The sequence below is a fragment of the Pseudomonas sp. CCI1.1 genome (assembly GCF_034348165.1).
Lineage (GTDB): Bacteria > Pseudomonadota > Gammaproteobacteria > Pseudomonadales > Pseudomonadaceae > Aquipseudomonas > Aquipseudomonas paracarnis.
Window position 1 is genome coordinate 4,601,833 of sequence record NZ_CP133780.1, and the last position, 22,435, is coordinate 4,624,267.

Annotated in this window: 21 protein-coding genes and 3 pseudogenes; 13 read left to right on the forward strand and 11 right to left on the reverse strand. The window is 56.6% G+C overall.

Translation table 11 applies throughout. The features are described from left to right. The first annotated feature begins 32 nt into the window (after positions 1 to 32). Positions 33 to 581, forward strand: coding sequence for a 3'-5' exonuclease (locus tag RHM69_RS20885; protein WP_017341626.1), 549 nt, complete (start codon positions 33 to 35; stop codon positions 579 to 581). A gap of 28 nt (positions 582 to 609) precedes the next feature. Here RHM69_RS20885 and RHM69_RS20890 read toward each other — a convergent pair whose 3' ends face one another. The 8 genes and pseudogenes from RHM69_RS20890 to RHM69_RS20925 all read right to left on the reverse strand — a co-directional run bounded on the left by RHM69_RS20890 (position 610) and on the right by RHM69_RS20925 (position 8,001). Beyond that, a complete protein-coding gene (locus tag RHM69_RS20890) occupies positions 610 to 1,092 on the reverse strand; it encodes a Mov34/MPN/PAD-1 family protein (RefSeq protein ID WP_017341627.1) in 483 nt (160 codons plus the stop codon). Further along, a pseudogene (locus tag RHM69_RS20895) lies at positions 1,089 to 1,835 on the reverse strand (ThiF family adenylyltransferase); the annotation flags it as partial. The gene RHM69_RS20890 and the pseudogene RHM69_RS20895, both read right to left, overlap by 4 nt. A gap of 168 nt (positions 1,836 to 2,003) precedes the next feature. Then, the gene (istB, locus tag RHM69_RS20900; protein ID WP_069556884.1) at positions 2,004 to 2,807 is read right to left on the reverse strand and encodes an IS21-like element helper ATPase IstB; all 804 of its coding nucleotides are present in this window, start codon (positions 2,805 to 2,807) and stop codon (positions 2,004 to 2,006) included. Beyond that, positions 2,800 to 4,299 (reverse strand): IS21 family transposase, encoded by a 1,500-nt coding sequence (gene istA, locus RHM69_RS20905; protein WP_126589213.1) that lies wholly within the window; start codon positions 4,297 to 4,299, stop codon positions 2,800 to 2,802. Before istA ends, istB begins: the two co-directional genes overlap by 8 nt. A 92-nt stretch (positions 4,300 to 4,391) precedes the next feature. Continuing rightward, positions 4,392 to 5,033: a hypothetical protein gene (locus tag RHM69_RS20910; protein WP_069556886.1), complete on the reverse strand. Its 642-nt coding sequence runs from the start codon at positions 5,031 to 5,033 to the stop codon at positions 4,392 to 4,394. Between the two features lie 64 nt (positions 5,034 to 5,097). Further along, entirely contained in the window at positions 5,098 to 5,463 is a 366-nt protein-coding gene (locus RHM69_RS20915; RefSeq protein ID WP_024078231.1) for a histone-like nucleoid-structuring protein, MvaT/MvaU family, read from the reverse strand. A 1,134-nt stretch (positions 5,464 to 6,597) separates the two neighbouring features. After that, on the reverse strand, positions 6,598 to 7,251 hold the full coding sequence (locus tag RHM69_RS20920) for a hypothetical protein (protein WP_024078232.1): 654 nt from the start codon (positions 7,249 to 7,251) through the stop codon (positions 6,598 to 6,600). Positions 7,252 to 7,263: 12 nt separating this feature from the next. Continuing rightward, positions 7,264 to 8,001, reverse strand: coding sequence for a HupE/UreJ family protein (locus tag RHM69_RS20925; RefSeq protein ID WP_024078233.1), 738 nt, complete (start codon positions 7,999 to 8,001; stop codon positions 7,264 to 7,266). A 513-nt stretch (positions 8,002 to 8,514) separates the two neighbouring features. Between RHM69_RS20925 and RHM69_RS20930 the strand changes: the two genes are divergently transcribed. The 5 genes from RHM69_RS20930 to RHM69_RS20950 are packed head-to-tail and all read left to right on the forward strand — an operon-like array spanning position 8,515 to position 12,246. Next, positions 8,515 to 8,808, forward strand: coding sequence for a metal-sensing transcriptional repressor (locus RHM69_RS20930; protein WP_024078235.1), 294 nt, complete (start codon positions 8,515 to 8,517; stop codon positions 8,806 to 8,808). Positions 8,809 to 8,815: 7 nt separating this feature from the next. Continuing rightward, complete coding sequence (locus RHM69_RS20935) at positions 8,816 to 9,964, forward strand: nickel/cobalt efflux protein RcnA (protein WP_024078236.1); 1,149 nt, start codon at positions 8,816 to 8,818, stop codon at positions 9,962 to 9,964. Next, a complete protein-coding gene (locus RHM69_RS20940; protein WP_024078237.1) occupies positions 9,965 to 10,402 on the forward strand; it encodes a YqaA family protein in 438 nt (145 codons plus the stop codon). It begins immediately after the preceding gene. Next, a complete protein-coding gene (locus RHM69_RS20945) occupies positions 10,399 to 11,142 on the forward strand; it encodes a TraX family protein (protein ID WP_024078238.1) in 744 nt (247 codons plus the stop codon). The genes RHM69_RS20940 and RHM69_RS20945 overlap by 4 nt, the downstream gene beginning before the upstream one ends. Before the next feature lie 39 nt (positions 11,143 to 11,181). Then, positions 11,182 to 12,246, forward strand: coding sequence for an N-acetylmuramoyl-L-alanine amidase (locus RHM69_RS20950; RefSeq protein WP_041161326.1), 1,065 nt, complete (start codon positions 11,182 to 11,184; stop codon positions 12,244 to 12,246). A gap of 130 nt (positions 12,247 to 12,376) precedes the next feature. On the opposite strand, the pseudogene RHM69_RS20955 reads toward RHM69_RS20950, so the two are convergent. The 3 genes and pseudogenes from RHM69_RS20955 to RHM69_RS20965 form a co-directional block, all read right to left on the reverse strand. After that, positions 12,377 to 12,847, reverse strand: a pseudogene (locus RHM69_RS20955) (IS5 family transposase); the annotation flags it as partial. 59 nt (positions 12,848 to 12,906) lie between these two features. Further along, entirely contained in the window at positions 12,907 to 14,175 is a 1,269-nt protein-coding gene (ltrA, locus tag RHM69_RS20960) for a group II intron reverse transcriptase/maturase (RefSeq protein ID WP_010466266.1), read from the reverse strand. Between the two features lie 519 nt (positions 14,176 to 14,694). Further along, positions 14,695 to 15,207 (reverse strand): annotated as a pseudogene (locus RHM69_RS20965) (IS5-like element ISPre1 family transposase); the annotation flags it as partial. A 461-nt stretch (positions 15,208 to 15,668) separates the two neighbouring features. Here RHM69_RS20965 and phnC point away from each other — a divergent pair. From phnC to RHM69_RS21000, 7 genes are all read left to right on the forward strand, one after another. Next, complete coding sequence (gene phnC / locus RHM69_RS20970) at positions 15,669 to 16,496, forward strand: phosphonate ABC transporter ATP-binding protein (protein WP_003118432.1); 828 nt, start codon at positions 15,669 to 15,671, stop codon at positions 16,494 to 16,496. Next, complete coding sequence (gene phnD, locus RHM69_RS20975) at positions 16,493 to 17,356, forward strand: phosphate/phosphite/phosphonate ABC transporter substrate-binding protein (protein WP_010466255.1); 864 nt, start codon at positions 16,493 to 16,495, stop codon at positions 17,354 to 17,356. The genes phnC and phnD overlap by 4 nt, the downstream gene beginning before the upstream one ends. 8 nt (positions 17,357 to 17,364) lie before the next feature. Further along, the gene (gene phnE / locus RHM69_RS20980; protein WP_010466252.1) at positions 17,365 to 18,192 is read left to right on the forward strand and encodes a phosphonate ABC transporter, permease protein PhnE; all 828 of its coding nucleotides are present in this window, start codon (positions 17,365 to 17,367) and stop codon (positions 18,190 to 18,192) included. Between the two features lie 8 nt (positions 18,193 to 18,200). Next, complete coding sequence (gene ptxD, locus RHM69_RS20985; RefSeq protein ID WP_003118429.1) at positions 18,201 to 19,211, forward strand: phosphonate dehydrogenase PtxD; 1,011 nt, start codon at positions 18,201 to 18,203, stop codon at positions 19,209 to 19,211. Next, the gene (locus RHM69_RS20990; RefSeq protein WP_010466239.1) at positions 19,205 to 20,074 is read left to right on the forward strand and encodes a LysR family transcriptional regulator; all 870 of its coding nucleotides are present in this window, start codon (positions 19,205 to 19,207) and stop codon (positions 20,072 to 20,074) included. Before ptxD ends, RHM69_RS20990 begins: the two co-directional genes overlap by 7 nt. 107 nt (positions 20,075 to 20,181) lie before the next feature. Further along, complete coding sequence (locus RHM69_RS20995) at positions 20,182 to 21,162, forward strand: IS5-like element IS1384 family transposase (protein ID WP_010466230.1); 981 nt, start codon at positions 20,182 to 20,184, stop codon at positions 21,160 to 21,162. 336 nt (positions 21,163 to 21,498) lie between these two features. Continuing rightward, complete coding sequence (locus RHM69_RS21000; RefSeq protein WP_019821372.1) at positions 21,499 to 22,296, forward strand: sulfite exporter TauE/SafE family protein; 798 nt, start codon at positions 21,499 to 21,501, stop codon at positions 22,294 to 22,296. Positions 22,297 to 22,435: the final 139 nt, after the last annotated feature.

Below are 22,435 nucleotides of genomic sequence, written 5' to 3' on the forward strand. Positions count from 1 at the left end.
CGTGATCAGGTAACTACACGAAAGGATATGACATGCACCCTGATGAGCTTTATGTTTCCGTCGACGTCGAGACTTCTGGGCCTATACCAGGCGAATACAGTCTGCTTTCCATTGGAGCCTGTCTTGTAGCCCAACCTGTAACGTCCATCTATCTTGAACTACGACCTGACAGTCCAAAACACGACCCGGAAGCACTGGCAGTATCGGGGCTGAGTCTGGAGAAGCTGGAGCGCGAGGGCCTCGCTCCGCAACAGGCGATGCTGACATTTGATCAATGGCTGAAATCGTCCTGCCAACCGGGGCAAAAGGTCATTTTCGTAGGACTCAATGCACCGTTTGACTGGTCATTCGTCAATTACTACTTCCACAAATACCTGGAAACCAACCCCTTTGGTTTTACCGCTATCGACATGAAGGCCTACTTTATGGGCGCTGTAGGTTGCAGCTGGCAGGAAACAAAATCATCCAAAATGACCGCTGCGCTGAAGCCACTCAGCGAACCGAACCATAACGCATTGGATGATGCCCGCTTTCAGGCAGAGCTCTTCGCACTAATGCTAGCGGGTAAAGGTAAACGCTGACCTACCTTCCACCGCACTGACTCGAAGCTCATCTGATACAGGTTGCCTCAACATATCTGCCGTCCCTGAACGACCACGCCTTGATACCTTCTGGTTTTTCGGACTTGCCGACAATAACGGCTATTGGGTGCGGCAGATCCTGCGTGTAACGTGCAGCAAATTTGGAGAAACTTCCGATGTCTGCCGGAGAGATCACCGGAACGGATTGGGGATGCGTATGCCAATAGCCCACCAGACGTAACCCTTGTTCGTTGGCAGCCTGGATTTCCTGACGGCACCGCTCCGCATCCAACTCTAGCCAAGACCAGCCTGACCGATCGGCGCGATGAGGCAACGTGGCCAAGGCCAGCAGCAACCCTTTCGGATCAACCGGGTTGACAAATAACTGTCCCCCTCGCTCCACGCCAAAAAGGCCCTGCCGATGACTATCCAAGATGTCCGCGACAGCTTGGGACACCAATAGCTCGGAATTCACCTCCGGCCATCGCCAGCGCCATGCGATATCCGTCATACCGTTTCGTCCTTATCTTCCGGCCATCCGCGCTCGAGTAAGATTTGCTGCGCTCCCTCTGGCAGTTTGGGACCATGGTATTGGCCTCCTAGGCTCAGAACATCTTCAGGCCTGTAGATACTGCTGACCCAAGATGCAGTGGCGATGTTGCCGGTCAATGCGCGTAAGGCCGTGTGCGACACCATAGAGGCGATATTGGTCATTCCCAGCGAGCCGCCTGGGATAAAGCTCTCGCCACACGCGGGCAGTGGAACAACACCGCCTCCCGGCCACTCTGTAAATCTATGCAGAAAATCGCCGACGTCCGTGAACAACTGACGGCCATCAAAGGTGCCGGCTGGTGCGAATAGCGCATGGCCTACCTGGGTATACGGTTCGCTCCAGGCTTGTAAAAGCCCCCAAGGAGCGCCGCTTGATTTGGCTCGCCATACAGTGACCTCCGACTGCCAGTCTGCTGTCGTGATCACCACCAGATCTGCGTTATCAAACACTTCTGGTTTGCTGCTCATCACCACTTCGGCAAAAGTCGCATAAGCGGTGCATTCTGTCGTCGGAAGATCTAACAGAATCTTGTCCCTCAACGCGGAGGCTTTCAGTCTACCTAGGCTATCCGCTCCCAGAACGTGCCTCCCCAGATTGGCTGACACCAAAGTGTCAGGATCGATGAGGGTAAGGTGGCCGACACCGGATCGTGCCAATTGTATTGCCACCGCACTGCCTAACGAGCCAACGCCAACACAAATGTTGGCGCTGATTGAAAACTGACCCACCCTGCCGATTGAAAATTGACCCAGGGCGGATTGCTGATTTTTGTCCCAGCAATTGTGGATAAGCTTAGCAGTAGTGTCCTAGTTGAAGACGCATCTGGCCCCACCGCATGCAGGCATGCGGAAGGGTGTTTACGGTGCAGATCAAAACGGCTCATCGTCCTCAATACCATCTTCGTCCTTGCGCTTTCGTTCACGCGATTTGATCTTTGTCTGAGCGGCCAAGGTGCTGTGTTGCAGGCGGTAGGACTCGTTGCCCGTTTCGACGATATGGCAGTGGTGTGTCAGCCGATCCAGCAACGCTGTGGTCATCTTGGCGTCGCCAAACACACTCGACCATTCCGAGAAGCTGAGGTTGGTGGTGATGACCACGCTGGTGTGCTCGTACAGTTTTGAAAGCAGGTGAAATAACAGCGCGCCACCACTCTGACTGAAGGGCAAATACCCAAGCTCATCGAGTATCACCAGGTCTGTCCGAAGCAGTCCCTGGGCGATTCGGCCTGCCTTACCATCGTACTTTTCACGCTCCAGCAGGTTGACGAGATCGACCGTGGAGAAGAACCGTACTCGTTTGTTATGAGTAGTGATTCCGGACACGGCCAAGGCACTGGCCAGGTGTGTTTTTCCGGTTCCAGGCCCACCGATGAACACGACATTTTGCGCAGTCTCCGTAAACTCAAGGCTGGATAATTCCTTGATTAGACGGGCATCAGCGCTGGAAGCGCTAAAGTCAAAGCCAGCTAAATCACGGTGCATGGGGAGCTTTGCCATGTTCATCTGATGATTCACCGAGCGCACGGCGCGATCTGCCTGCTCCTGTTGGAGCAGATGCTCAAGCAGCCACTTCGAGGATGCCGTCGAAGCTTCTCCCTGGGCCGCCAGTTCTTCCCAAGCCTGCGCCATGCCATGCAGACGCAGTTCTTTAAGTTCTGCCATCAAGTCACGCATTACGGCTCTCCTCATCTGTTGTACGGAGTTGGTCATATCGGGCCGTGTTGGCAACGGGAGCCACCTTGAGTTGCAGGCTGGTTTCTACGGAAGGCGGTGGTGCAGTAGCGGTGAGTCGGGCGAGAACATTTAAGATGTGATCGGCGCTCAGACTTCCCGACTCAAGCACCAGTTCTACCGCTACCAGCACCGGGTCGAGACCGGCGATGGGCACGGCAGCGAGCACCTGCGTCATGATTCGATCACCATTGCTGTGACGTCTCAGGCCCCGTTTGAGAAGCTGCAACGGATTGGGCAGATCGGCAAACGGTGCGCCATTGCGCAGTGCACCCGGCTTGCGTTCGATGAGTGGGATGTAATGCTGCCAGTCAAAACTGACCTGATCTCGATCAAAGAGGCGCTCGTGGCTGGCAATCATTGCGTCATCGGCGATGACCACGATCCGGGATGGGTAAAGACGGCTGCTGACCCACTGGCCGACTCGCTCACAAGGCACCGAATAGCGATTTCGCGCCACGCTGATCAGGCAGGTGCTGGAGACCCGAACGGTGCGCTCGACGTAGCCATCAAAGGCCGTCGGCATCGGCATCATTTCGACCCGTTCCAGCTCCAAAACTTCCGCCACAGTAAGTCCGTTGTACTGCGGATGCAGCAGCTCGCTCCACAGCGCACGACAGCGTTGGCCGAGCCAGGCATTCAGTTCCTCGAAGGTGTGGAACATGCAGTTTTGAGCATCCAGCCAGATGCGCCGTCGGCTGTCTTGGACGTTCTTTTCGACAATACCTTTTTCCCAGCCGGAGGCCACGTTGCAAAAGTCCGGATCGAACAGGTAATGCGCGCACATCACGGCAAACCGGGCATTGACCGTGCGGCCTTTACCCTTGTTGACCTTGTCGACAGCGGTCTTCATGTTGTCGTAGATGCCACGACGCGGCACCCCACCTAACGCGCCAAATGAGCGGGTATGGGCATCGAACAACATCTCGTGGCCTTGGCTGGGATACGCAACCAACCAAAATGCGCGACTGGCGCACAGCTTCATATGAGAGACCTGGATACGCCGGAACAGGCCGCCGATCAGCAGACCTTCTTCGCTCCAGTCGAATTGAAAGGCCTCACCGAGCGCAAACGTCAGCGGTACAAAAGCGCGTAAAGACTTGCCTTGCTCACCTCGCCACGAGCGTACAAACGCCGTGAGCTGGCTATAGCCGCCGTCATAACCCTCGGCCTTGATCTGCTCGAAAAGTGCTTTAGCGCTTCTGCGGTTGTGCTTTGCCCGGAACGAATCGGCTTTCAGCGCCTGTTCCAGCGTGTCGTGGAATGGGCTGAGTTTGTTGAAGGTCGCGCACCGCTGGTACGCCGGCTGAGTGGCTTCGGGCGCTCTGACCCATTTTCGGATGGTGTTTCTCGACAGCCCGGTACGCTTGGCTATCTGGTGCAGCGAGAGCTTGTCGCGGAAGTACATCCGCCGGATTTTTCCCAACATTTCCATGCTGATCACCCTGTGTTCTCCTGCTCGGAAAATGAGCAGAAGCAGTTGAACACCTGGGTCAGTTTTCAGTCGGCAGAACAGCCTTTACTGGGTCAGTTTTCGGTCAGCGGCAACATGTATGACTCAAAATCACGATGCTGGCCATCATCTGCTTCGATATTTGATATTATCTTCAGATGAAAGTCACTGTCCCCTAGTGGGTCTCCAGGATTCTCAGGATGATGTGCACCGGTTAACTCGTACTTGTAACTTACTGAAAGTACGATTGTTAAGAAGCGCGTATGCAGAGAACTGAGGTAGAGCAACAACTGTGGCTTGTAGTGTTTTCTCTCGGCTTTAGAGAGTGCCTTGATGTACCCCTGAAATATCTCACTACTTTGGAGCAGGTAATCCATTTCCTGGAAAGCAAAGAGGTACACACCCCGGAGATTAGCAGGATACTGGCCAATTGGGAGCTCATTAGGAAGTGGCACGCCGCTCATTACCGCGTCATCAATCTCCCAGCTTCGAAGCGCTAGTATCAATAGGTAATGCCTAAAGAAATTCGCCCAGACGATTTCATCACCCGCCCAGTAGATTTCCTTGTACCCCTCTAGAGGATCGTTCAATTGCTCAGGCGGTGCGAAGTAAATCTCAAGCTTCTCAAGCTCACCGGGCACAGCCTCCTTGGTCTCGGTGGCGTCTTTTCCGAGCAGACGATCCGCTGTCCTGAACCTGTAGAGATGTCGATCCATGATTACCCCGCATGTGGCTACGAAAAAGGGCCCCACCGGGCCCTCATTTGTACTCAAACCGATCTTACTGAGTGCGCCAGGACTCAACAATGTCCGCGCCGAATTCAGTTTTCCATTCCTTGAGCTGGCGATGGTTCCCGCCCTTGGTCTCGATCAACTCGCCCGAATTTGGGTTTTGGTAGATCTTGACGTCACGTGCTTTGCGGACACTTTTCGGGGCAGCGGTAGTAGAAGCACGGCTTGCTGCCTGGGGATCGAGGAGAGCGATGACGTTGCGGAGGCTATAACCGTACTCGGCAAGCAAAGCCCGCAGCTTAGTTTCGAATTCAACTTCTTTTTTCAGGCCTTCGTCGCCTTTCATGGCTTCAAGGGCAGCGAGTTGTTCGGCCAAGTGTTTTTCGAGTTGACGGAACTCAGCAAGACGGGACATGAGATGACCTTTATAAAATGATTGAGCAGTATACGAATTGACAAATCTAGCGCAACAACTGAGATCTTAGAAATATCAGGATTAATCGCTATCCCCATGTGATCCGCTTAGCGACCAACCTGGCACGTAAATTATGCTCTTTGAGGCTTTTTCGATTGGTGTAGTGTGTTCGTCGAGAATCACGCTGTCCCTCTCGATTTTCCGTGGCCGGAAGGTGCTTTACTAAGCCAAATCCAATTTGTACAAACATTGGCGTCTTAACTTTCGGCTTTCGGACTTTGGGAGCTTTCGGTTTTTTGATCCGGTGTTCAGATCCTACCGACGTCTGAGGGGGAACATAAGGCGCAAATTGTGGGTATAGATCCTCAAAAAGCTGAACCTGCGCGGATACTGGAGTTACCCTAGTTACCCCGACCTCACCGGACTTGCGCCTAAAGTGATCGTCAGACGAATTCATTCTAGCTACAAAGTCCAGAATCGTCCCCCGAAGAGACCGCCCTGTCACAATGCGACGATGAATTCGTTTCCAGCCATCTTTCAGATTTCCCCTGGTCACGTCCCACTGCTCTGGTGACGAGAACCCCAGCTGTTTCGCGAACTCTATGTAATCTGGTGGTAAATCGTTTGCCATGTCCTTAGCCTCCGATTTTACAAGCATCGATGATGGCATAGAAGAATCAAGGGATGCTATACCAGTTCTGTCGAGAGCCTATCCGTTAGGTAATTGCACAGACTTGCCCAGCCATTTGCATTCGATTTGACCAGTAATTTGCTTCGGATTTGACCTGCAGGCTTCGTGGCCATGACCGGCAGAGGACGACCCAAAGCAGTCATTTGTTTGCGGGATATAGGCTAGAACTTTTCGTCATGCAGAAAAACGAGGCCGCAATCGCGGCCTTGTTTTTTTAGAGTGTTACTCGTGCGAATGTCCGTGCTCAGCGCTCTCGGAGGTTGTGCCTTTCTCACCACCGCCGCATGCCGTCATCAAGCCCAGGAAGCAGAACAGCAGCACAGAACGAATCAGAGTGGTTGGGGATTTCATGGGAATACTCTTCAAAAGTGGATGAAATAAATGGTCTGTGGTCAGGCTGAAGTCCGCGTTTTCGGCAGTAGGACAGCCGTCTCTGTGTCGGATTACTGTTTGACGTTCAGGTAATCACCACTCGTCTTCAACGAAATGGTCACGTCGTTATTGCTGCGATTACGCCAAAACCAACCATGGGTGCCGTCAAAAATGGCGGTGAATTCGCCTTTATTACTTTTGACCTGCTTGCCCTTGTTGTAGCTGTGGAAGTAACCCTTTTCACCGTTGTAGGGCTCGCCATGGGTGTCGTAGTTCACAAGCCCACCAGCCGCTGTCCATTCATAACTCACAGTCTTGTTCTTCAGCACTTCCAGTTTGATCTCTGTCCCTTCACCTGGTTTGAGCGTGACGGTCATTTGATTCGTCTTCATGGCTGGGGTCGGTGCCGACGCTGATTGGGCCACAGGTATTGCAGCAGGTTGGATTTGCGCAATCTGCGGAGCTGGAGCTGGAGCTGAACTAGGAGCTAATGCTTGCGGCGGCGCTGTATCCGCCAACGCCTCTTGGGCAAGGATGATCTTCAATTCGCCCATTTGGGTCAGACCCAGTGCGCGGCCCACACCCGTAGGATCAACGGCGTATTCCGAAGGCATGACAACGGTCATCAGCAGGCCAATAGCAGTCAGCAGTGCAATGACAGTCGAACGAACCAGTTTGCGAGTGCTGGGCAATTCATTAACAGTTGGAAGCGGAGTATTGAACATGGTCAGAATTCCTTAGGCGGAGATAAACAGGCCGGTGATCTGGTAACCCATCAGCAGGAAACCGGCACTCATCATGGCGACGTTGGCGGTATAGGCGTGGCGCCAGAAACTGGCGGTGCGCCGCCAATACCCCATCAGAATGAGAATCGCACTAAGGGCCAGCAACTGGCCGATCTCGACGCCGACGTTGAACGCAAGCAAGTTGGGGATCAGCCCGTCGGGCGAGATCTCGTACTCCTGGATTTTGGTGGCCAGGCCGAAACCATGGAGCAGGCCGAAAATCAGCGTGGCCACTTTGGTATTGGGTTGGAAACCGAACCAGCGCTGGAACGCGCCCAAGTTATCGAGTGCCTTGTACACCACCGAAAAACCGATGATGGCGTCGATGATGTACGAGCTGATGCTGATCTCGGTCAGCACGCCCAGCAGCAACGTCACCGAGTGGCCTACCGCGAACAGTGTGACGTAGAGCCCCACATCCTTCAGGCGGTAAAGGAAGAAGATCACCCCGAACAGAAACAGCAGGTGATCGTAGCCCGTCATCATGTGCTTGGCGCCCATGTAGATGAAGGGCAGCAACATGACGCCGGAACTTTCCTGGATAAAGCCCTTGTCACCTTCCGCGACGGCGTGAGCCATCGCCTCGGGCATCCCGAGGAAAAGTGCAGCGACAAGTAAAAACAACAGCAGTAGCGGGCGGTGCGATGGCGCAGTGAATGCGCCCACGCCGCTCATCGAGTGCGAATGCATGGATAAATCCTACGTTGGAGGGATCAAAGGCCGCTGCGCGGCCATGGTCAGGATGCGAACGAAGGACGGGGTGGACGCTTGATCAAGAATATCGGCGGAGGGGGAACTGCATATTGCGGGGCATCAACCCGCACCGATAGCTTGGGTTGTTCGGCCAAAATCAACAGTGAAGTGAGCTGCGGTGTTTCGTGCTGATGGTCAGGGGTCAGCGGGGAGTGATAGTGATCCGAGCAGCTCGCACACGACATCTCAGTCAGCTCTTCATGAGAGTGATGGGCGTCTTGCGCAACCTCCCAAGCAGGCTGTTTCGACGTCACTGACAACGTATAGGTATGCCCGGCCCAGGCCACAAACATGGCGAGGACAAGCGCGAATACCACCGTTGTTGTCAGTGTTCTGCTGAACATCGTGATCGGGCTTCAACTCGTTTTTCAGGGCTTTGATGCGTTTGACCGCATCCCCTAAGGGGGGATAGGATGCCAGCGTAATTCATTAAGGCCCGAGGCTCAAGTCATGAGTGAAAACGAACACAGCCATCCCCACACTCACCAAAGTCACGAGGCGATCATCAAGCGTCTCAAACGGGCGGACGGCCATTTACGCGGCATCATCACCATGATTGAAGAGGGGCGTCAGTGCGTGGACATCGCTCAGCAGCTGCATGCGGTCGAAAAAGCCGTATGTCAAGCGAAGCGCACGCTCATCCAGGATCACATTGATCACTGTCTGGAGGACACAGTCTCAGCCTTGAACAATGGCGAGCGCGCACCGTTGGAAGCCTTCAAACAAATCACCAAGTACCTCTAGGTCTGACATGCCCAACTTTGCTGAACTGCTGCAACAGGGCGGTACACACGCCTGGCTGTATTTCCCGAGCGCTATCTTGCTCGGTGCCTTGCATGGCCTGGAACCGGGCCATTCAAAAACCATGATGGCCGCTTTCATCGTGGCCATTCGTGGTTCGGTTAAACAGGCCGTTTTGTTGGGTCTGGCCGCGACGCTGTCGCACACCGCCGTGGTGTGGTTGGTCGCCATCGGCGGCATGTACCTGGGCAAAGGTCTGGACGCTCAAACCACTGAGCCGTACTTCCAGCTTGCGTCCTCTGCACTGATCATCGTAGTTGCTCTTTGGATGCTGTGGCGTACCTGGCGCGGTGAGCAGATGTTCAAGTTCGAGCAAGGTGATGACCACCACCACGGTGAGCATGACCATGGCCATCATGATGAAACCCATCGAATCGATACCGGCCACGGGCGCATCGAACTGTCGATTTTTGAAGTAGGTATGCCACCGCATTGGCGCCTGAAAACATTGACCGGACACGCTTGGGCTACATCGGATGTTCGCCTAATGACGACTCGTCCGGACGGCAGCACTCAATCGTTCTCTTTCGTCGAGCGCGAAGGCTTTCTGGAGTCGGCAGTCGATATCCCGGAGCCTCATGAGTTCAGTGCGCGCTTGAGTCTTGGGCATGCGGGCCACTCCCATGATTACGATCTGGCGTTCCAGGAGCATGATCACGGGCACGCGCATTCCGAACTGGAAGGTCTGGAGTTGTCAATTGATGGCTATCAGGATGCGCATGAACGCGCACATGCCAACGATATCCGTAAGCGCTTCACGAATCGTGAGGTGACCACGGGCCAGATCGTCATGTTCGGTTTGACGGGTGGTTTGATTCCTTGTCCGGCTGCCATCACCGTTCTGTTGCTGTGTCTTCAGGTTAAAGAAGTCGCGCTGGGAGGCATACTCGTCCTGTGCTTCAGCATCGGCTTGGCGATCACCTTGGTGGCGGTGGGAGCTGCTGCGGCTATTGGTGCTAAACAGGCTTCCAACCGCTGGCCGTGGCTGGGCACCGTGGCTCGTCGTGCACCGTACCTGTCCAGCGTGTTGATAATCGGTGTTGGTCTGTACGTAGGCTTCCATGGTTGGATCGGCTTGAGCGCCCAAGGCGTCGTTTAAGTGTTCGAACTCGCCAGCTATTTTGGTCTATTTCTGGCGGCATTCGGTGCCGCCACGTTATTGCCCATGCAGTCTGAAGCTGTGTTGGTCGGGATGTTGCTCTCCAACCAATACGTTGCTTCTGCGCTATTGGCGGTCGCCACCTTCGGCAACGTTCTTGGCTCTGCGCTGAACTGGATTCTGGGTCGCTCTATCGAGCGATTTCGCTACAAGCGATGGTTCCCGGTGAGCGAGAGCAAGCTCGAAAAGGCCCAGCAGTCTTACCTGCGCTACGGGCGCTGGTCGTTGCTGCTGAGCTGGGTGCCCATCATTGGCGATCCGCTGACGGTCGTCGCCGGAGTCATGCGCGAGCCATTCTGGAGTTTCCTGCTGATCGTCACCATGGCCAAGGGCGTGCGTTATCTCTTGCTGACCGCCGTCACACTGGGGTGGACATGACGACTGCTCATACAACCCAGCATTCCTCACTCAAGAGCCGAAGCAGTAGCCTGGATCTGATCAAGTGGCTGGCGATGCTGACCATGGTCATCGATCACTTGCGGTTGGTGTGGCCGGAGATGAGCAATCTGTTCATTCTGGGGCGGCTTTCCTTTCCGCTGTTCTGTGTCGCCATTGCTGCCAACGTGGCGCGCTCCAAACCGGGCGAATTACTGACTGCCGCGAATGGACGCTACCTCGCCTTGATGCTGGTGTTCGCCGCCATTTCAGAAGTGCCTTATCGCTATATCAGCACCTCGGGATCATTCAACGTGTTGGTTACCCTGGCATTGGGGCTGGTGATTGCCTGGGGATGGCAACATCGCACCTTGTTGAGCAGCGCTATGGCCTTGATGGCTGCCGCGATTGCCTACGTGCTGGATGACCCGTTGATGTACGGGCTATACGGCGCGCTCGTTCCTGCGGCTGTCTTGTTAGCGATCAAGAGGCCCGGTGCTCTTTGGTTGCTGCCAGCAGTTCTATGCCTGTTGAGCAACACCCGCAGTAGCATCGTGACCAGGGCTATGGATCTTGAAATTCACTCATTGCTGGCCTTGAGCACTGCATTTGCCGCTCCGCTGATCGGACTCTGGCTGCTGCATCAGAAGTTCACCTTCAACGTCTGGCCGGTGCGGCAATGGGGCTACTGGTTTTATCCGGGACACCTTGCCGCTCTGCAAGCTCTACGGTTCTTAATCTGAATGGCAGAGAAAGGACTCTCCCCAAAAACGGTAAACGAGATGCACAGACGTTCATTACTCAATCTATTTTTGGCCGGTTTTGCCTTTGCTTTACCTTTGGGCTTACAAGCCGCACAAGTCCTAAATGTTCGGCTATGGAACACCGACGACAAGCTTCGGCTGGTGCTAGACCTAAGTGGTCCAGCACAGTACAAGACCTTCTCCCTGACGGCGCCGGATCGGTTGATTCTCGATCTGATGGGAACCAGCCTTGCCTTTGATTTGAGCAAACTGCAACTGGGTAACATGCCAATCCGCGCTATACGTTCAGGGCCTCAAGGTACAGGAACGCGGATTGTCCTGGACCTGATAGGTCCCGTGCAGTTGAATACCTTCATGCTGGCACCTGAACAGGCACAGGGGCATCGCTTAGTGCTGGATATTTCCAACTCGGCATCCCCGGCAATACAGCCGGCTGCACCGCAGGTTGTGCTTAATGATTCGGCTCATCCAAAGCGCGACATCATCGTCGTGGTAGACCCAGGGCATGGCGGTAAAGACCCTGGAGCAGTCGGGGCCAATGGCGAGCGGGAAAAAGATGTGGTGCTGTCAATTGCTCGGCAGTTGGCCAAACGGATCGAGCGGGAAAAGGGGTTTACCGTGCGACTCGTACGCGACAGCGATGTTTACGTACCGTTACGCAAGCGGGTGGAGATTGCTCGCCAACACAATGCCGATATCTTCATTTCCATACACGCGGACGCCGCGCCTCGGCGCACGGCCTCCGGAGCGTCGATCTATGCGCTATCGGAAGGTGGAGCCACGTCCACTACTGCGCGCTGGCTCGCGCAGAAGGAGAACGGCGCCGAGTTACTCGGTACGACCAAAAGCCTCGCACTCAAAGATAAGGACCCCATGCTGGCAGGAGTGATTCTCGACATGTCGATGAGCGCTACAGTCGCAACGAGCCTGGAACTGGGCCACTCCGTACTGAGAAGTTTGGCGGGCATCACCACTTTGCACCAGAAGCGTGTGGAGCAGGCGGGCTTTGCCGTACTTAAGTCGCCAGACGTACCGTCAATCCTGGTTGAAACTGGATTCATCTCTAAGGATGGTCTGAAGTAGTTGTGTATTTCTGGCTGACTTCAGCCCCTGCCGATTTTAAAAGCGGCAAATCGATCAAAAACGCTCAGATCACCCGCTTATTTCTGTGTTTTTAGCCGCCGCGAGCACCTCGCGGCAGCCATTTTCCACATTACAGGCGCACCTCTCCTGCATTCGCCAGTAAATGTCGGCGCGCCATCCACAGGTTCGACAGCGCGAACAGCGTCATCAGTTGCGCCGTGTTCTTCGCCAGACCACGGAAGCGCACCTTCACATAACCGAACTGGCGCTTGATCACCCGGAACGGATGCTCGACCTTGGCTCGTACCTGAGCCTTGGCCTTCTCAATCTTGCGCTTGGCTTTGTACAAAGCACTGCGCTTATCAAGCTTCTTGTAAGTACTACGGCGGGCGGCGATCTGCCAGATGACCCCCCGGCCTTCATGTTCAGGGCGTTTCTCGACGCCGGTGTAACCCGCGTCGGCACCGACCATGTTCTCATCGCCGTGCAGCAGCTTATCGACCTGGGTGACATCGGCCACGTTGGCCGCCGTGCCCACCACGCTGTGCACCAAGCCCGACTCATCATCGACACCGATGTGCGCCTTCATGCCGAAGTGGTGAGTCGGCCGCGGGAACTGCCCCCGCAGCCGCTCGCAGAACCGTACGTGACACTCTCGCGTCATACGGCTCCCGTTATCCAACCTTGCTGCCCGGTCACTCGCCAGTGATGAAACAGCCGGGGTACCACAGTCCGCATCTTGTCCAGCCATTGGCTAATGCGCCGCTTGCGCCTATGAAGAGCCTTGTATTTTCGTCGGGCCCAGCGTTCAAGCGCGCGGTCAATGTGCTGGAAGATGCCAAGCATGGCTGTCCGATAGAACGAGCCATAGTATTGCGACCACCCCTGTATCACTGGATTGTAGAGCCGAGCCACGTCGACCAGCGTCACGTGGGTTTGGCGATTGAGTCGCCACCTGCGTACCGCTTGCCGCATCCGCTTTAAGGCATCCGCACTCGCTCCCGGAAGGAAGCTCGTGAAGAGCTGGTCTTGTTTGCTGAGCGCCTTCCTCGGCCTAAAGGTGAAGCCGAGGAAGGTAAAGCTCACATGCGGATAACCTGCGCGACGGTTACTGTCCTTGCAGTACACGACCTTCGATTTCTCGGGGTGCATCGTCAAGCCACAGGCAGCCAGCCGTGAAGCAATGGAGCGCATCACGTACTCCGCTTGCTTTCGACTGCGGCAGTGCACCACCGCATCATCGGCGTAGCGGGCAAACGGGCAGTTGGGGCTGGTACGTTGCATCCAGGTGTCGAAGGCATAGTGCATGAACAGATTCATCAGGAGGGGACTGATCACTCCACCTTGCGGGGTGCCGCGTTCGCGTCGGACGCGCATACCGTGATCCGTTTCGAACGGCGCAACCAGCCACCGCTCGATGTACAGAAGTATCCAGTCCTCCTTGATGTGCAGGCGCACCGCCTTCATCAGCAACCCATGATTGATCTGATCGAAGGCTGCCTTGATATCAAACTCCACCACCCAGTCGTATCGCCAGCAGCGCTCACGCGTGATCGCCACCGCCTGCTTCGCTGATCGTCCCGGCCGGTACCCATAGGAGTCCGAGTGGAAGATCGAGTCCAGCTCCGGCTCGATGAGAAGCTTGACCACGGTTTGCGCGACACGATCACCAACCGTGGGCACTCCCAGCTTGCGCGTGCCTCCCGATGCCTTGGGAATTTCTACTTGCTTGACCGGAGGCGGGAAGTACGACCCCGACGACATCCGATTCCACAGCTTGTAGAGATTCTTAGACAGATCCCGCTCGAAATCGGCGATGGTTTCATCGTCGATGCCGGCAGCACCGCGGTTGGCCCTGACCTGCTGGTAGGCGTCCCATACCGTGCGTTTCGCTATGTCATAAGGTTTCGCCGAGCTCACGCCACTCATCCCCGGAGGTTGGCAACGCTCGTCGGCCGGATAACGCCGCCCCTTCGCTCCACCTCCATTACAGAGGCTTCATCGCTACTACGGGAGGCTCCGCCCCTCGTTCCAGCATCGGTATTCTTCCTCATGGTGTTGGCCATTTGTCATTTTCCTTCGCATCTGGAACAAGGTTCTCACGTTCCGTACCAAAGCCTGTATGAAGATCATGCCGCCTATACACCGGCTGCCATCGGGTCCGTAAGCAGGTAACGCCCCGACTTGTCCTGAAGCCAGTACTCCACCTCAGTTTCGGCAGCACCTTGGGCATAACGATGCGTCATCGGACGGTTTGCTTTCGCTCATCTTCTCCATACTCACCTGCCATCCTCAGGGATGACTTTTCCTCGGTCGCTCACCACCACACCTTTTGGATGCAGCAGCACCGGGTGGTTTGAAGTCCGCTCCTGCAAGCCGACTTCGGAAGGCCTACTTCCATCTTCGGCACAGCAGCACAGGTCATCTGACCTGTGTTCGTGACACACAGTACTGGTTACCCTTCTTGGTCTGATGCATTTCCGGGTCGCGCTTACCGTCCTTGTTCTTGGTCGAACTCGGCGCATTGATCAGCGTGGCATCGACGATCGTGCCTTGGCGCAGCGACAGCCCTCGGTCGCCCAGATAGCCATTGATGACAGCCAAGATGCCGGCGGCTAGTTCGTGCTTCTCCAGCAAACGACGGAAGTTGAGGATGGTGGTTTCATCGGGGATACGCTCCAAGCTCAGCCCCGCGAACTGGCGCAGGATGGTGGTCTCGTACAGCGCCTCTTCCATCGCTGGATCGCTGTAACCGAACCAGTTTTGCATCAGGTGCACGCGCAGCATCGCCATCAGCGGATAGGCCGGACGACCGCCTTCACCCTTGGGATAATGCGGCTCGATCAAGGCAATCAAACCCTTCCACGGCACCACCCGATCCATCTCGATCAGGAACAACTCTTTGCGGGTTTGTTTGCGCTTACCGGCGTACTCGGCGTCGGCGAAGGTCATCTGCTTCATCGGGAAACTCGGTGGGTGGAATCCGGGTATTTTGCCAAAATCTGGAAGTCTTCTTCAGAGTTTCCCTAGCATTAAGCTGGGCGCGACAACAGACGTCTAGTTGGGCGGCACCTGAAGGTTTCGACCAGCCACATAACGGCCTAGGTCAATCGACGGGCAAGAATAGAATGTCTCCTATAGTCCGCTAGTGTGCGCTCTCTTGCTTGGATGGCATTACGTTCTGGCCCAACGTTACTGTAGCGAATCCGCAGCAGTATCAATCAAAGCCTCCTGTATCCCGCGTGAAGAAAGACGCTACGTTGCGCCCGTTCTTCCACGGCTTCGCTTGCCGCCCCGCTACGGCAGATTCGAAGTATTCATCGAAATGTCATCCTTTAGAAGCAGTGCGGTAACAAGGAATTTCTACCCTTTGCATCGCGAACCGCAATTGTGCGGCCAGCAATATTGCGAAAGGTGATCAAATGACGCCCCATCCGATACAGGACGCCGTGCTGCGGGTCGACCGGTTGAGCGTCGTCTATCCAGGCGGCGTGACAGCCCTACGCGATACCTCGATTGCATTTCGGCGTGGTGAGTTCACCGTGCTGCTTGGTCTCTCGGGCGCAGGCAAGTCGACCTTGCTCCGTAGTCTCAATCGACTCGTCACGCCCACTGGCGGCAGTGTCACCAGCGAACTCGGTGAACTCGGCAGCGGCTCGGCCTTGCGTCAGCATCGTCGGCGTACCGCCATGATCTTTCAGCACCACCAGCTAATCGAACGTCAAAGCGCACTGGCTAATGTGCTTACCGGTCGGCTGGCCTTTCACAACACGCTCCGCTCGCTGTTTCCTCTGCCGCGTGCCGATCAGGAGATTGCGCTCAGTTGCCTCGCTCGGGTCGGTCTGGCAGACAAGGCGCTAAGCCGGGTGGACAAACTGTCCGGTGGCCAGCAGCAGCGGGTAGGCATCGCGCGTGCGCTAGCGCAACAGCCGGCGATCATTCTGGCCGATGAGCCGGTAGCCAGTCTCGACCCGGCCACTTCGGTCCGTGTTCTCGGATTGCTGCGCGACATCTGCAAGGAAGACGGCATCACCGCCATCGTTTCGCTGCATCAACTCGAATATGCCCGCCGCTTCGCCGATCGCGTCGTCGGGCTGGCCGATTCTCAGATCGTTTTCGATGCCGCGCCCTCGGAACTCACCGATGCGCAGCTTGAGCGCATCTATGCAGGCCGCTCTACGACTCAGCCAGCGAATGCTCCGGCTGAACCACCTGTCATGCTCGAACCTTCACTGGAGATGTCCCGATGAAACGCTTATCCGCGCTCTTATTGACTTGCTTGCTGTCCGCTGTTTCAAGTTTGTCCGCCCTAGCGGCCGATGCCGATCCGGATGTGCTAAAGGTTGCCCTGCTGCCGGACGAAAACGCCTCCGAGCTGATCAAGCGTAACCAGCCGCTGAAGGATTATCTGGAAGAGCATCTGGACAAGAAGGTGCAGCTGATCGTAACCACCGACTATTCCTCGATGATTGAGGCGATGCGCTTTGGCCGTATCGACCTGGCGTATTTCGGTCCGCTGTCCTACGTCATGGCCAAAAGCAAAAGCGACATCGAGCCCTTCGCTGCCATGGTCATCGACGGCAAGCCGACCTATCGCTCGGTGATTATCGCCAATGTGGCGTCAGGCGTGAATGAGTATGCCGACCTTAAGGGCAAGAAGATGGCCTATGGTGACCGGGCATCGACGTCCAGCCATTTGATTCCCAAAACCGTGCTTCTTGAGACGGCCGATTTGACGGGTGGGCAGGACTACGAACAACATTTTGTGGGCACGCATGACGCCGTTGCCGTCAACGTGGCGAACGGCAACGCCGATGCGGGTGGGCTGTCGGAGGTAATTTTCAATCACGTAGCCGAACGTGGCCTAATCGATCCGAGCAAGGTGAAAGTACTTGGTTACAGCGGCGAATACCCCCAGTACCCCTGGGCGATGCGCTCGAACCTGAGCCCCGAGCTGAAAACCAAGGTGCGGGATGTATTCGTCGGTATCGACGATCCCGAAGTGCTGCGCAACTTCAAGGCCGAGGCCTTCGCGCCAATCACCGACGCCGACTACGATGTGATCCGCAACATGGGATCGCTGCTCGGCCTCGACTTCGCCACGATGTGAGCACCGATATGTCTACTCATTACGACGTGCAGGCGCTGCCTGCAGAGCAACGCGAGCACATCCTTCGAGGCTTCGGCCTCGGTTGGTGGCGCCAGCTGGGGCAGGTGGCGATTGTATTCGGAGTGGTGCTGTTGGCCTGCTGGTACGTGGGGCTGCTCGATGCCACCACGCTGCTGAACGGGCTGCCCTCCATCGCGACCCTGGCAGGCGAGGCCATGCCGCCAGACTTTTCGGGCTATCGAAGCTGGATTCGCCCCTTGATCGACACCTTGGCGATGAGCATCGCCGGTACGGCCATCGCAGTGGTGTTCTCGCTGGTGGTGGCCTTCGTTGCAGCGCGCAATACGGCGCCGCACCCCCTTGTGTTCGGTGTTGCCCGGGTGCTGCTCAATGCCCTGCGGTCGGTGCCGGAGCTGATCATGGGCATCATCTTCGTTGCAGCCGTAGGGTTCGGCGCCTTGCCGGGCGTGCTTGCCCTGGGTCTGCATTCGGTCGGCATGGTCGGCAAGTTCTTCGCCGAGGCCATCGAGCACGTCGACGAAGCGCCGGTGGAAGCCGCTCGGGCGGCGGGGGCTACGCCGATGCAAGTGCTGCTGCACGCGGTTTTGCCACAGGTGACGCCGCAGTTCGCCGACGTGGCGATCTACCGCTGGGAATACAACTTTCGCGCCTCCACCGTGATGGGCATGGTTGGCGCCGGCGGTATCGGCTTCGAACTCATGGGCTCGCTGCGCATCATGCAGTACCAGGAGGTTGCAGCAATCCTGCTGGTCATCCTGGCCATGGTCACGCTAGTAGACGCCTTCAGTGGCGTGCTGCGCAAACGTTTCAAATAGGACAAACCATGCTGCCGAAACTCGTTATAACTCACCGAGTACACGATGAGATCCTGCAACTGCTGGCGCCACATTGCGAGCTGATGACCAACCAGACCGACAGCACGCTGACGCGCGAGGAAATTCTGCGCCGCTGCCGCGATGCTCAGGCGATGATGGCGTTCATGCCCGATCGGGTCGATGCAGACTTTCTTCAAGCCTGCCCTGAGCTGCGTGTAGTCGGCTGCGCGCTCAAGGGCTTCGACAATTTCGATGTGGACGCCTGTACTGCCCGCGGGGTCTGGCTGACCTTCGTGCCTGATCTGTTGACGGTCCCGACTGCCGAGCTGGCGATCGGACTGGCGGTGGGGCTGGGGCGGCATCTGCGGGCAGCAGATGCGTTCGTCCGCTCTGGCGAGTTCCAGGGCTGGCAACCACAGTTCTACGGCACGGGGCTGGATAACGCTACGGTCGGCATCCTTGGCATGGGCGCCATCGGACTGGCCATGGCTGATCGCTTGCAGGGATGGGGCGCGACCCTGCAGTACCACGAGGCGAAGGCTCTGGATACACAAACCGAGCAACGGCTCGGCCTGCGCCAGGTGGCGTGCAGCGAACTCTTCGCCAGCTCGGACTTCATCCTGCTGGCGCTTCCCTTGAATGCCGATACCCAGCATCTGGTCAACGCCGAGCTGCTTGCCCTCGTACGGCCGGGCGCTCTGCTTGTAAACCCCTGTCGTGGTTCGGTAGTGGATGAAGCCGCCGTGCTCGCGGCGCTTGAGCGAGGCCAGCTCGGCGGGTATGCGGCGGATGTATTCGAAATGGAAGACTGGGCTCGCGCGGACCGGCCGCGGCTGATCGATCCTGCGCTGCTCGCGCATCCGAATACGCTGTTCACTCCGCACATAGGGTCGGCAGTGCGCGCGGTGCGCCTGGAGATTGAACGTTGTGCAGCGCAGAACATCATCCAGGTATTGGCAGGTGCGCGCCCAATCAACGCTGCGAACCGTCTGCCCAAGGCCGAGCCTGCCGCATGTTGAATCCGGTCTGGCTGAAGAGCCTGGTAGCGATCGTTCAAACAGGCAGTTTTCAGAGCGCGGCGAGGGCGTTGGGGCTGGCCCAGCCGACGGTGTCGCAGCACTTGCAGAAGCTTGAAGAGCAGGTCGGCGTAACGCTGGTGCAGCGCAGTCGTAGCGGCTGCCAGCCTACCACACGGGCGCTGGCCTTCATGCCGCATGCGACCGCCTTGCTCGACATGCACGCCCGGGCGCTAGAAGCCCTGCATGGCAATCGTGAGCGCGTCGGGGCCAGCTCCAACATCGGCACCTACCTTCTCCAGCCATTCGTGCGCAACTATCTGACGACCGCAAATGAGAGGGGCGAGGTGGATCTGCGCATCGCCGCCAACCCGGATGTGGCCGACCAGCTACTGGCGGGCCAGCTCGACGCCGCGATCATGGAATGGTGGCTACCTCACCCCGACTTCGAACACCGCCTCTGGCGGGTCGAGCCGCTGGTGCTTATCGTCAGCCCCGACCATGCGCTGGCTGAAGCAGGGTGCATAGAACGTGATCGTCTGGTGGACCTGCCGATGCTGGGAGGTGAACCGGGTAGCGGTACCGGACGGCTTCTGACCGAATACTTTGGCGAACTGGGCGTGCCTCGCAGCGGTATGCAGCTAGGCAGCACCGAGGCAGTCAAACAAGCAGTGAGGGCGGGACTCGGCGTGTCGTTGGTGATGGCTTCCGCAGTACAAGACGAAGTTCGCAGTGGCGCGCTGGTAGCTCTTCCCATCCCGGGGCTTGAAAAGCGTCTCCAACTGATCTGGCGCAAACCTCCCGGAAATCTGCACCCGCCGGGATTTGTGCGGCACTTATTGGAGGAGGCAGATCTAGCTGGATAAGGTGATGGATGGTTGCGATCCAGCGCTTGGCTTGTCAGCCTAGGGAAACTCTGAAAAAGACTTTCTGATTTGGCAAAATACCGCGACCCCACCCACCGAGTTTCCCGATGAAGCAGATGACCTTCGCCGACGCCGAGTACGCTGGCAAGCGCAAGCAAACCCGCAAGGAGTTGTTCCTGATCGAGATGGATCGGGTGGTGCCGTGGAAGGGCTTGATTGCTTTGATCGAGCCACATTATCCGAAAGGTGAAGGTGGCCGTCCGGCCTACCCGTTGATGGCGATGCTGCGTGTGCATCTGCTGCAGAACTGGTTCGGCTACAGCGATCCAGCGATGGAGGAAGCGCTGTACGAAACCACGATCCTGCGCCAGTTTGCCGGGCTGAACCTGGAGCGCATCCCCGACGAAACCACCATTCTCAACTTCCGCCGCTTGCTGGAGAAACACGAGCTGGCGGCCGGCATCCTCGCTGTCATCAATGGCTATCTGGGCGACCGCGGCCTGTCGCTGCGCCAGGGCACCATCGTCGATGCAACGCTGATCAATGCGCCCAGTTCGACCAAGAACAAGGACGGCAAGCGCGACCCGGAAATGCACCAGACCAAGAAGGGAAACCAGTATTATTTTGGCATGAAGGCCCACATCGGCGCCGATGACGAATCGGGTCTGGTGCACAGCGTAGTGGGCACGGCGGCCAATGTGGCGGATGTCACCCAGGTGGACAAATTGCTGCATGGCGACGAAAACGTGGTCTGCGCCGATGCAGGCTACACCGGTGTCGAAAAGCGGCCCGAGCATGAAGGACGTGAAGTTATCTGGCAGGTGGCGGCACGCCGCAGCACCTACAAAAAACTCGATAAGCGCAGCGTGCTGTACAAAGCCAAGCGCAAGATTGAAAAGGCCAAGGCTCAGGTGCGCGCCAAGGTCGAGCATCCGTTCCGGGTAATCAAGCGCCAGTTCGGTTACACCAAGGTGCGCTTTCGCGGCTTGGCCAAAAACACGGCGCAACTGGTGACACTGTTCGCTCTGTCGAACCTGTGGATGGCGCGCCGACATTTACTGACGAATGCAGGAGAGGTGCGCCTGTAATGCGGGAAATGGCCACCGGAGTGGGGTCCGGGTGGCGAAAACGTAAGAAATACTCGTCGAATTGATTGTTTTTTGATCATTTGGCGAGTTTAAAAGTTGCGCTAGGTGGTATGCCGGGGAAATACATGGCTACTTCAGACCATCCCTAACGCACAGGACTGCCAGCGGTTAGTCAGCGCACGCCATCAGCAAGCGTTGGCGAACTCTTTGTTTGATGGGCTACGGCAACACTTCAGCCGACGCCCTCCAGTGAACACTTATCTAGCTTGGCAGAAGGACCAGGAAAGATCCTAGTCTAGCTTTGTAGTTTCAGGGCGCTGAAAAGAAAAATGAGCAATGACCTCAAGTAGAGAAAAAAACAAACCAATAGTATTTGGTAGCGGCACTATTATCGGTGCCCTAGGTGGGCTGATTGGCTTGGGTGGCGCAGAGTTCAGGCTGCCACTACTCATCGGATTGTTTGGTTTCGGTGCGTTGGAGGCTGTCATTCTCAACAAGGCCATGAGCCTCGTGGTGGTAGCCACAGCTCTTCCATTTCGCGCATTCAGCGTTCCCTACTCTGCGGTCTTTGAACGGTGGGACATCATCGTCACGCTTCTGGCTGGAAGCCTTGCGGGTGCTTGGTTTGGAGCGGGATGGGCAACCAAGCTCAAGAGTAAAACCTTGTACCGCGTTTTGGCAGTGCTGCTCGTAGGCATCGCTGTTGCTTTGCTGTTCGGCCATGAGGCAAGCGCAACTGGGGTCGCCCTGCTTCAAGGCGAGACACTGGCTATAGTCGGGATCGTGGTTGGCTTCGGTATCGGAGTAGTTGCTGCATTGATGGGGGTTGCTGGCGGTGAGTTGTTAATACCCACAATCGTTCTACTATTCGGTGCTGACATCAAGCTCGCTGGCAGTCTTTCACTTGCTGTGAGCCTGCCCACAATGATTGTGGGTTTCACGCGATACAGCCGCGACCAGAGCTTTTCGATAATCCGCGCTCAACGGCCATTCATACTGGTCATGGCAGCGGGTTCCATCATAGGAACATTCATCGGCGGGCAATTACTAGGTCTGATCCCGACAACATATCTCCTCCCGTTGCTCGCCGCCATTCTCCTGATTTCCTCGGTAAAAGTATGGCGTCATAGTTGAACTTTGACTCGGCCGCTAAGGGAAAGGCACTCGCCCATGAACCGAATTTACTGGTCTGGCCAAAAACCTCAATTTAGTAGTACCTGAGCGCACGGCAACCTTGGGCCGCCCTTGTGGTTCGCACTTATGCGGCGGCAAT

Bases quoted from the DNA above. Each gene is read 5' to 3' on its own strand.
- RHM69_RS20885 (WP_017341626.1), top strand. From the start codon at position 33: ATGCACCCTGATGAGCTTTATGTTTCCGTCGACGTCGAGACTTCTGGG.
- RHM69_RS20890 (WP_017341627.1), bottom strand. From the start codon at position 1,092: ATGACGGATATCGCATGGCGCTGGCGATGGCCGGAGGTGAATTCCGAG.
- istB (WP_069556884.1), bottom strand. From the start codon at position 2,807: ATGCGTGACTTGATGGCAGAACTTAAAGAACTGCGTCTGCATGGCATG.
- istA (WP_126589213.1), bottom strand. From the start codon at position 4,299: ATGGAAATGTTGGGAAAAATCCGGCGGATGTACTTCCGCGACAAGCTC.
- RHM69_RS20910 (WP_069556886.1), bottom strand. From the start codon at position 5,033: ATGGATCGACATCTCTACAGGTTCAGGACAGCGGATCGTCTGCTCGGA.
- RHM69_RS20915 (WP_024078231.1), bottom strand. From the start codon at position 5,463: ATGTCCCGTCTTGCTGAGTTCCGTCAACTCGAAAAACACTTGGCCGAA.
- RHM69_RS20920 (WP_024078232.1), bottom strand. From the start codon at position 7,251: ATGTTCAATACTCCGCTTCCAACTGTTAATGAATTGCCCAGCACTCGC.
- RHM69_RS20925 (WP_024078233.1), bottom strand. From the start codon at position 8,001: ATGCATTCGCACTCGATGAGCGGCGTGGGCGCATTCACTGCGCCATCG.
- RHM69_RS20930 (WP_024078235.1), top strand. From the start codon at position 8,515: ATGAGTGAAAACGAACACAGCCATCCCCACACTCACCAAAGTCACGAG.
- RHM69_RS20935 (WP_024078236.1), top strand. From the start codon at position 8,816: ATGCCCAACTTTGCTGAACTGCTGCAACAGGGCGGTACACACGCCTGG.
- RHM69_RS20945 (WP_024078238.1), top strand. From the start codon at position 10,399: ATGACGACTGCTCATACAACCCAGCATTCCTCACTCAAGAGCCGAAGC.
- RHM69_RS20950 (WP_041161326.1), top strand. From the start codon at position 11,182: ATGCACAGACGTTCATTACTCAATCTATTTTTGGCCGGTTTTGCCTTT.
- ltrA (WP_010466266.1), bottom strand. From the start codon at position 14,175: ATGAGTGGCGTGAGCTCGGCGAAACCTTATGACATAGCGAAACGCACG.
- phnC (WP_003118432.1), top strand. From the start codon at position 15,669: ATGACGCCCCATCCGATACAGGACGCCGTGCTGCGGGTCGACCGGTTG.
- phnD (WP_010466255.1), top strand. From the start codon at position 16,493: ATGAAACGCTTATCCGCGCTCTTATTGACTTGCTTGCTGTCCGCTGTT.
- phnE (WP_010466252.1), top strand. From the start codon at position 17,365: ATGTCTACTCATTACGACGTGCAGGCGCTGCCTGCAGAGCAACGCGAG.
- ptxD (WP_003118429.1), top strand. From the start codon at position 18,201: ATGCTGCCGAAACTCGTTATAACTCACCGAGTACACGATGAGATCCTG.
- RHM69_RS20990 (WP_010466239.1), top strand. From the start codon at position 19,205: ATGTTGAATCCGGTCTGGCTGAAGAGCCTGGTAGCGATCGTTCAAACA.
- RHM69_RS20995 (WP_010466230.1), top strand. From the start codon at position 20,182: ATGAAGCAGATGACCTTCGCCGACGCCGAGTACGCTGGCAAGCGCAAG.
- RHM69_RS21000 (WP_019821372.1), top strand. From the start codon at position 21,499: ATGACCTCAAGTAGAGAAAAAAACAAACCAATAGTATTTGGTAGCGGC.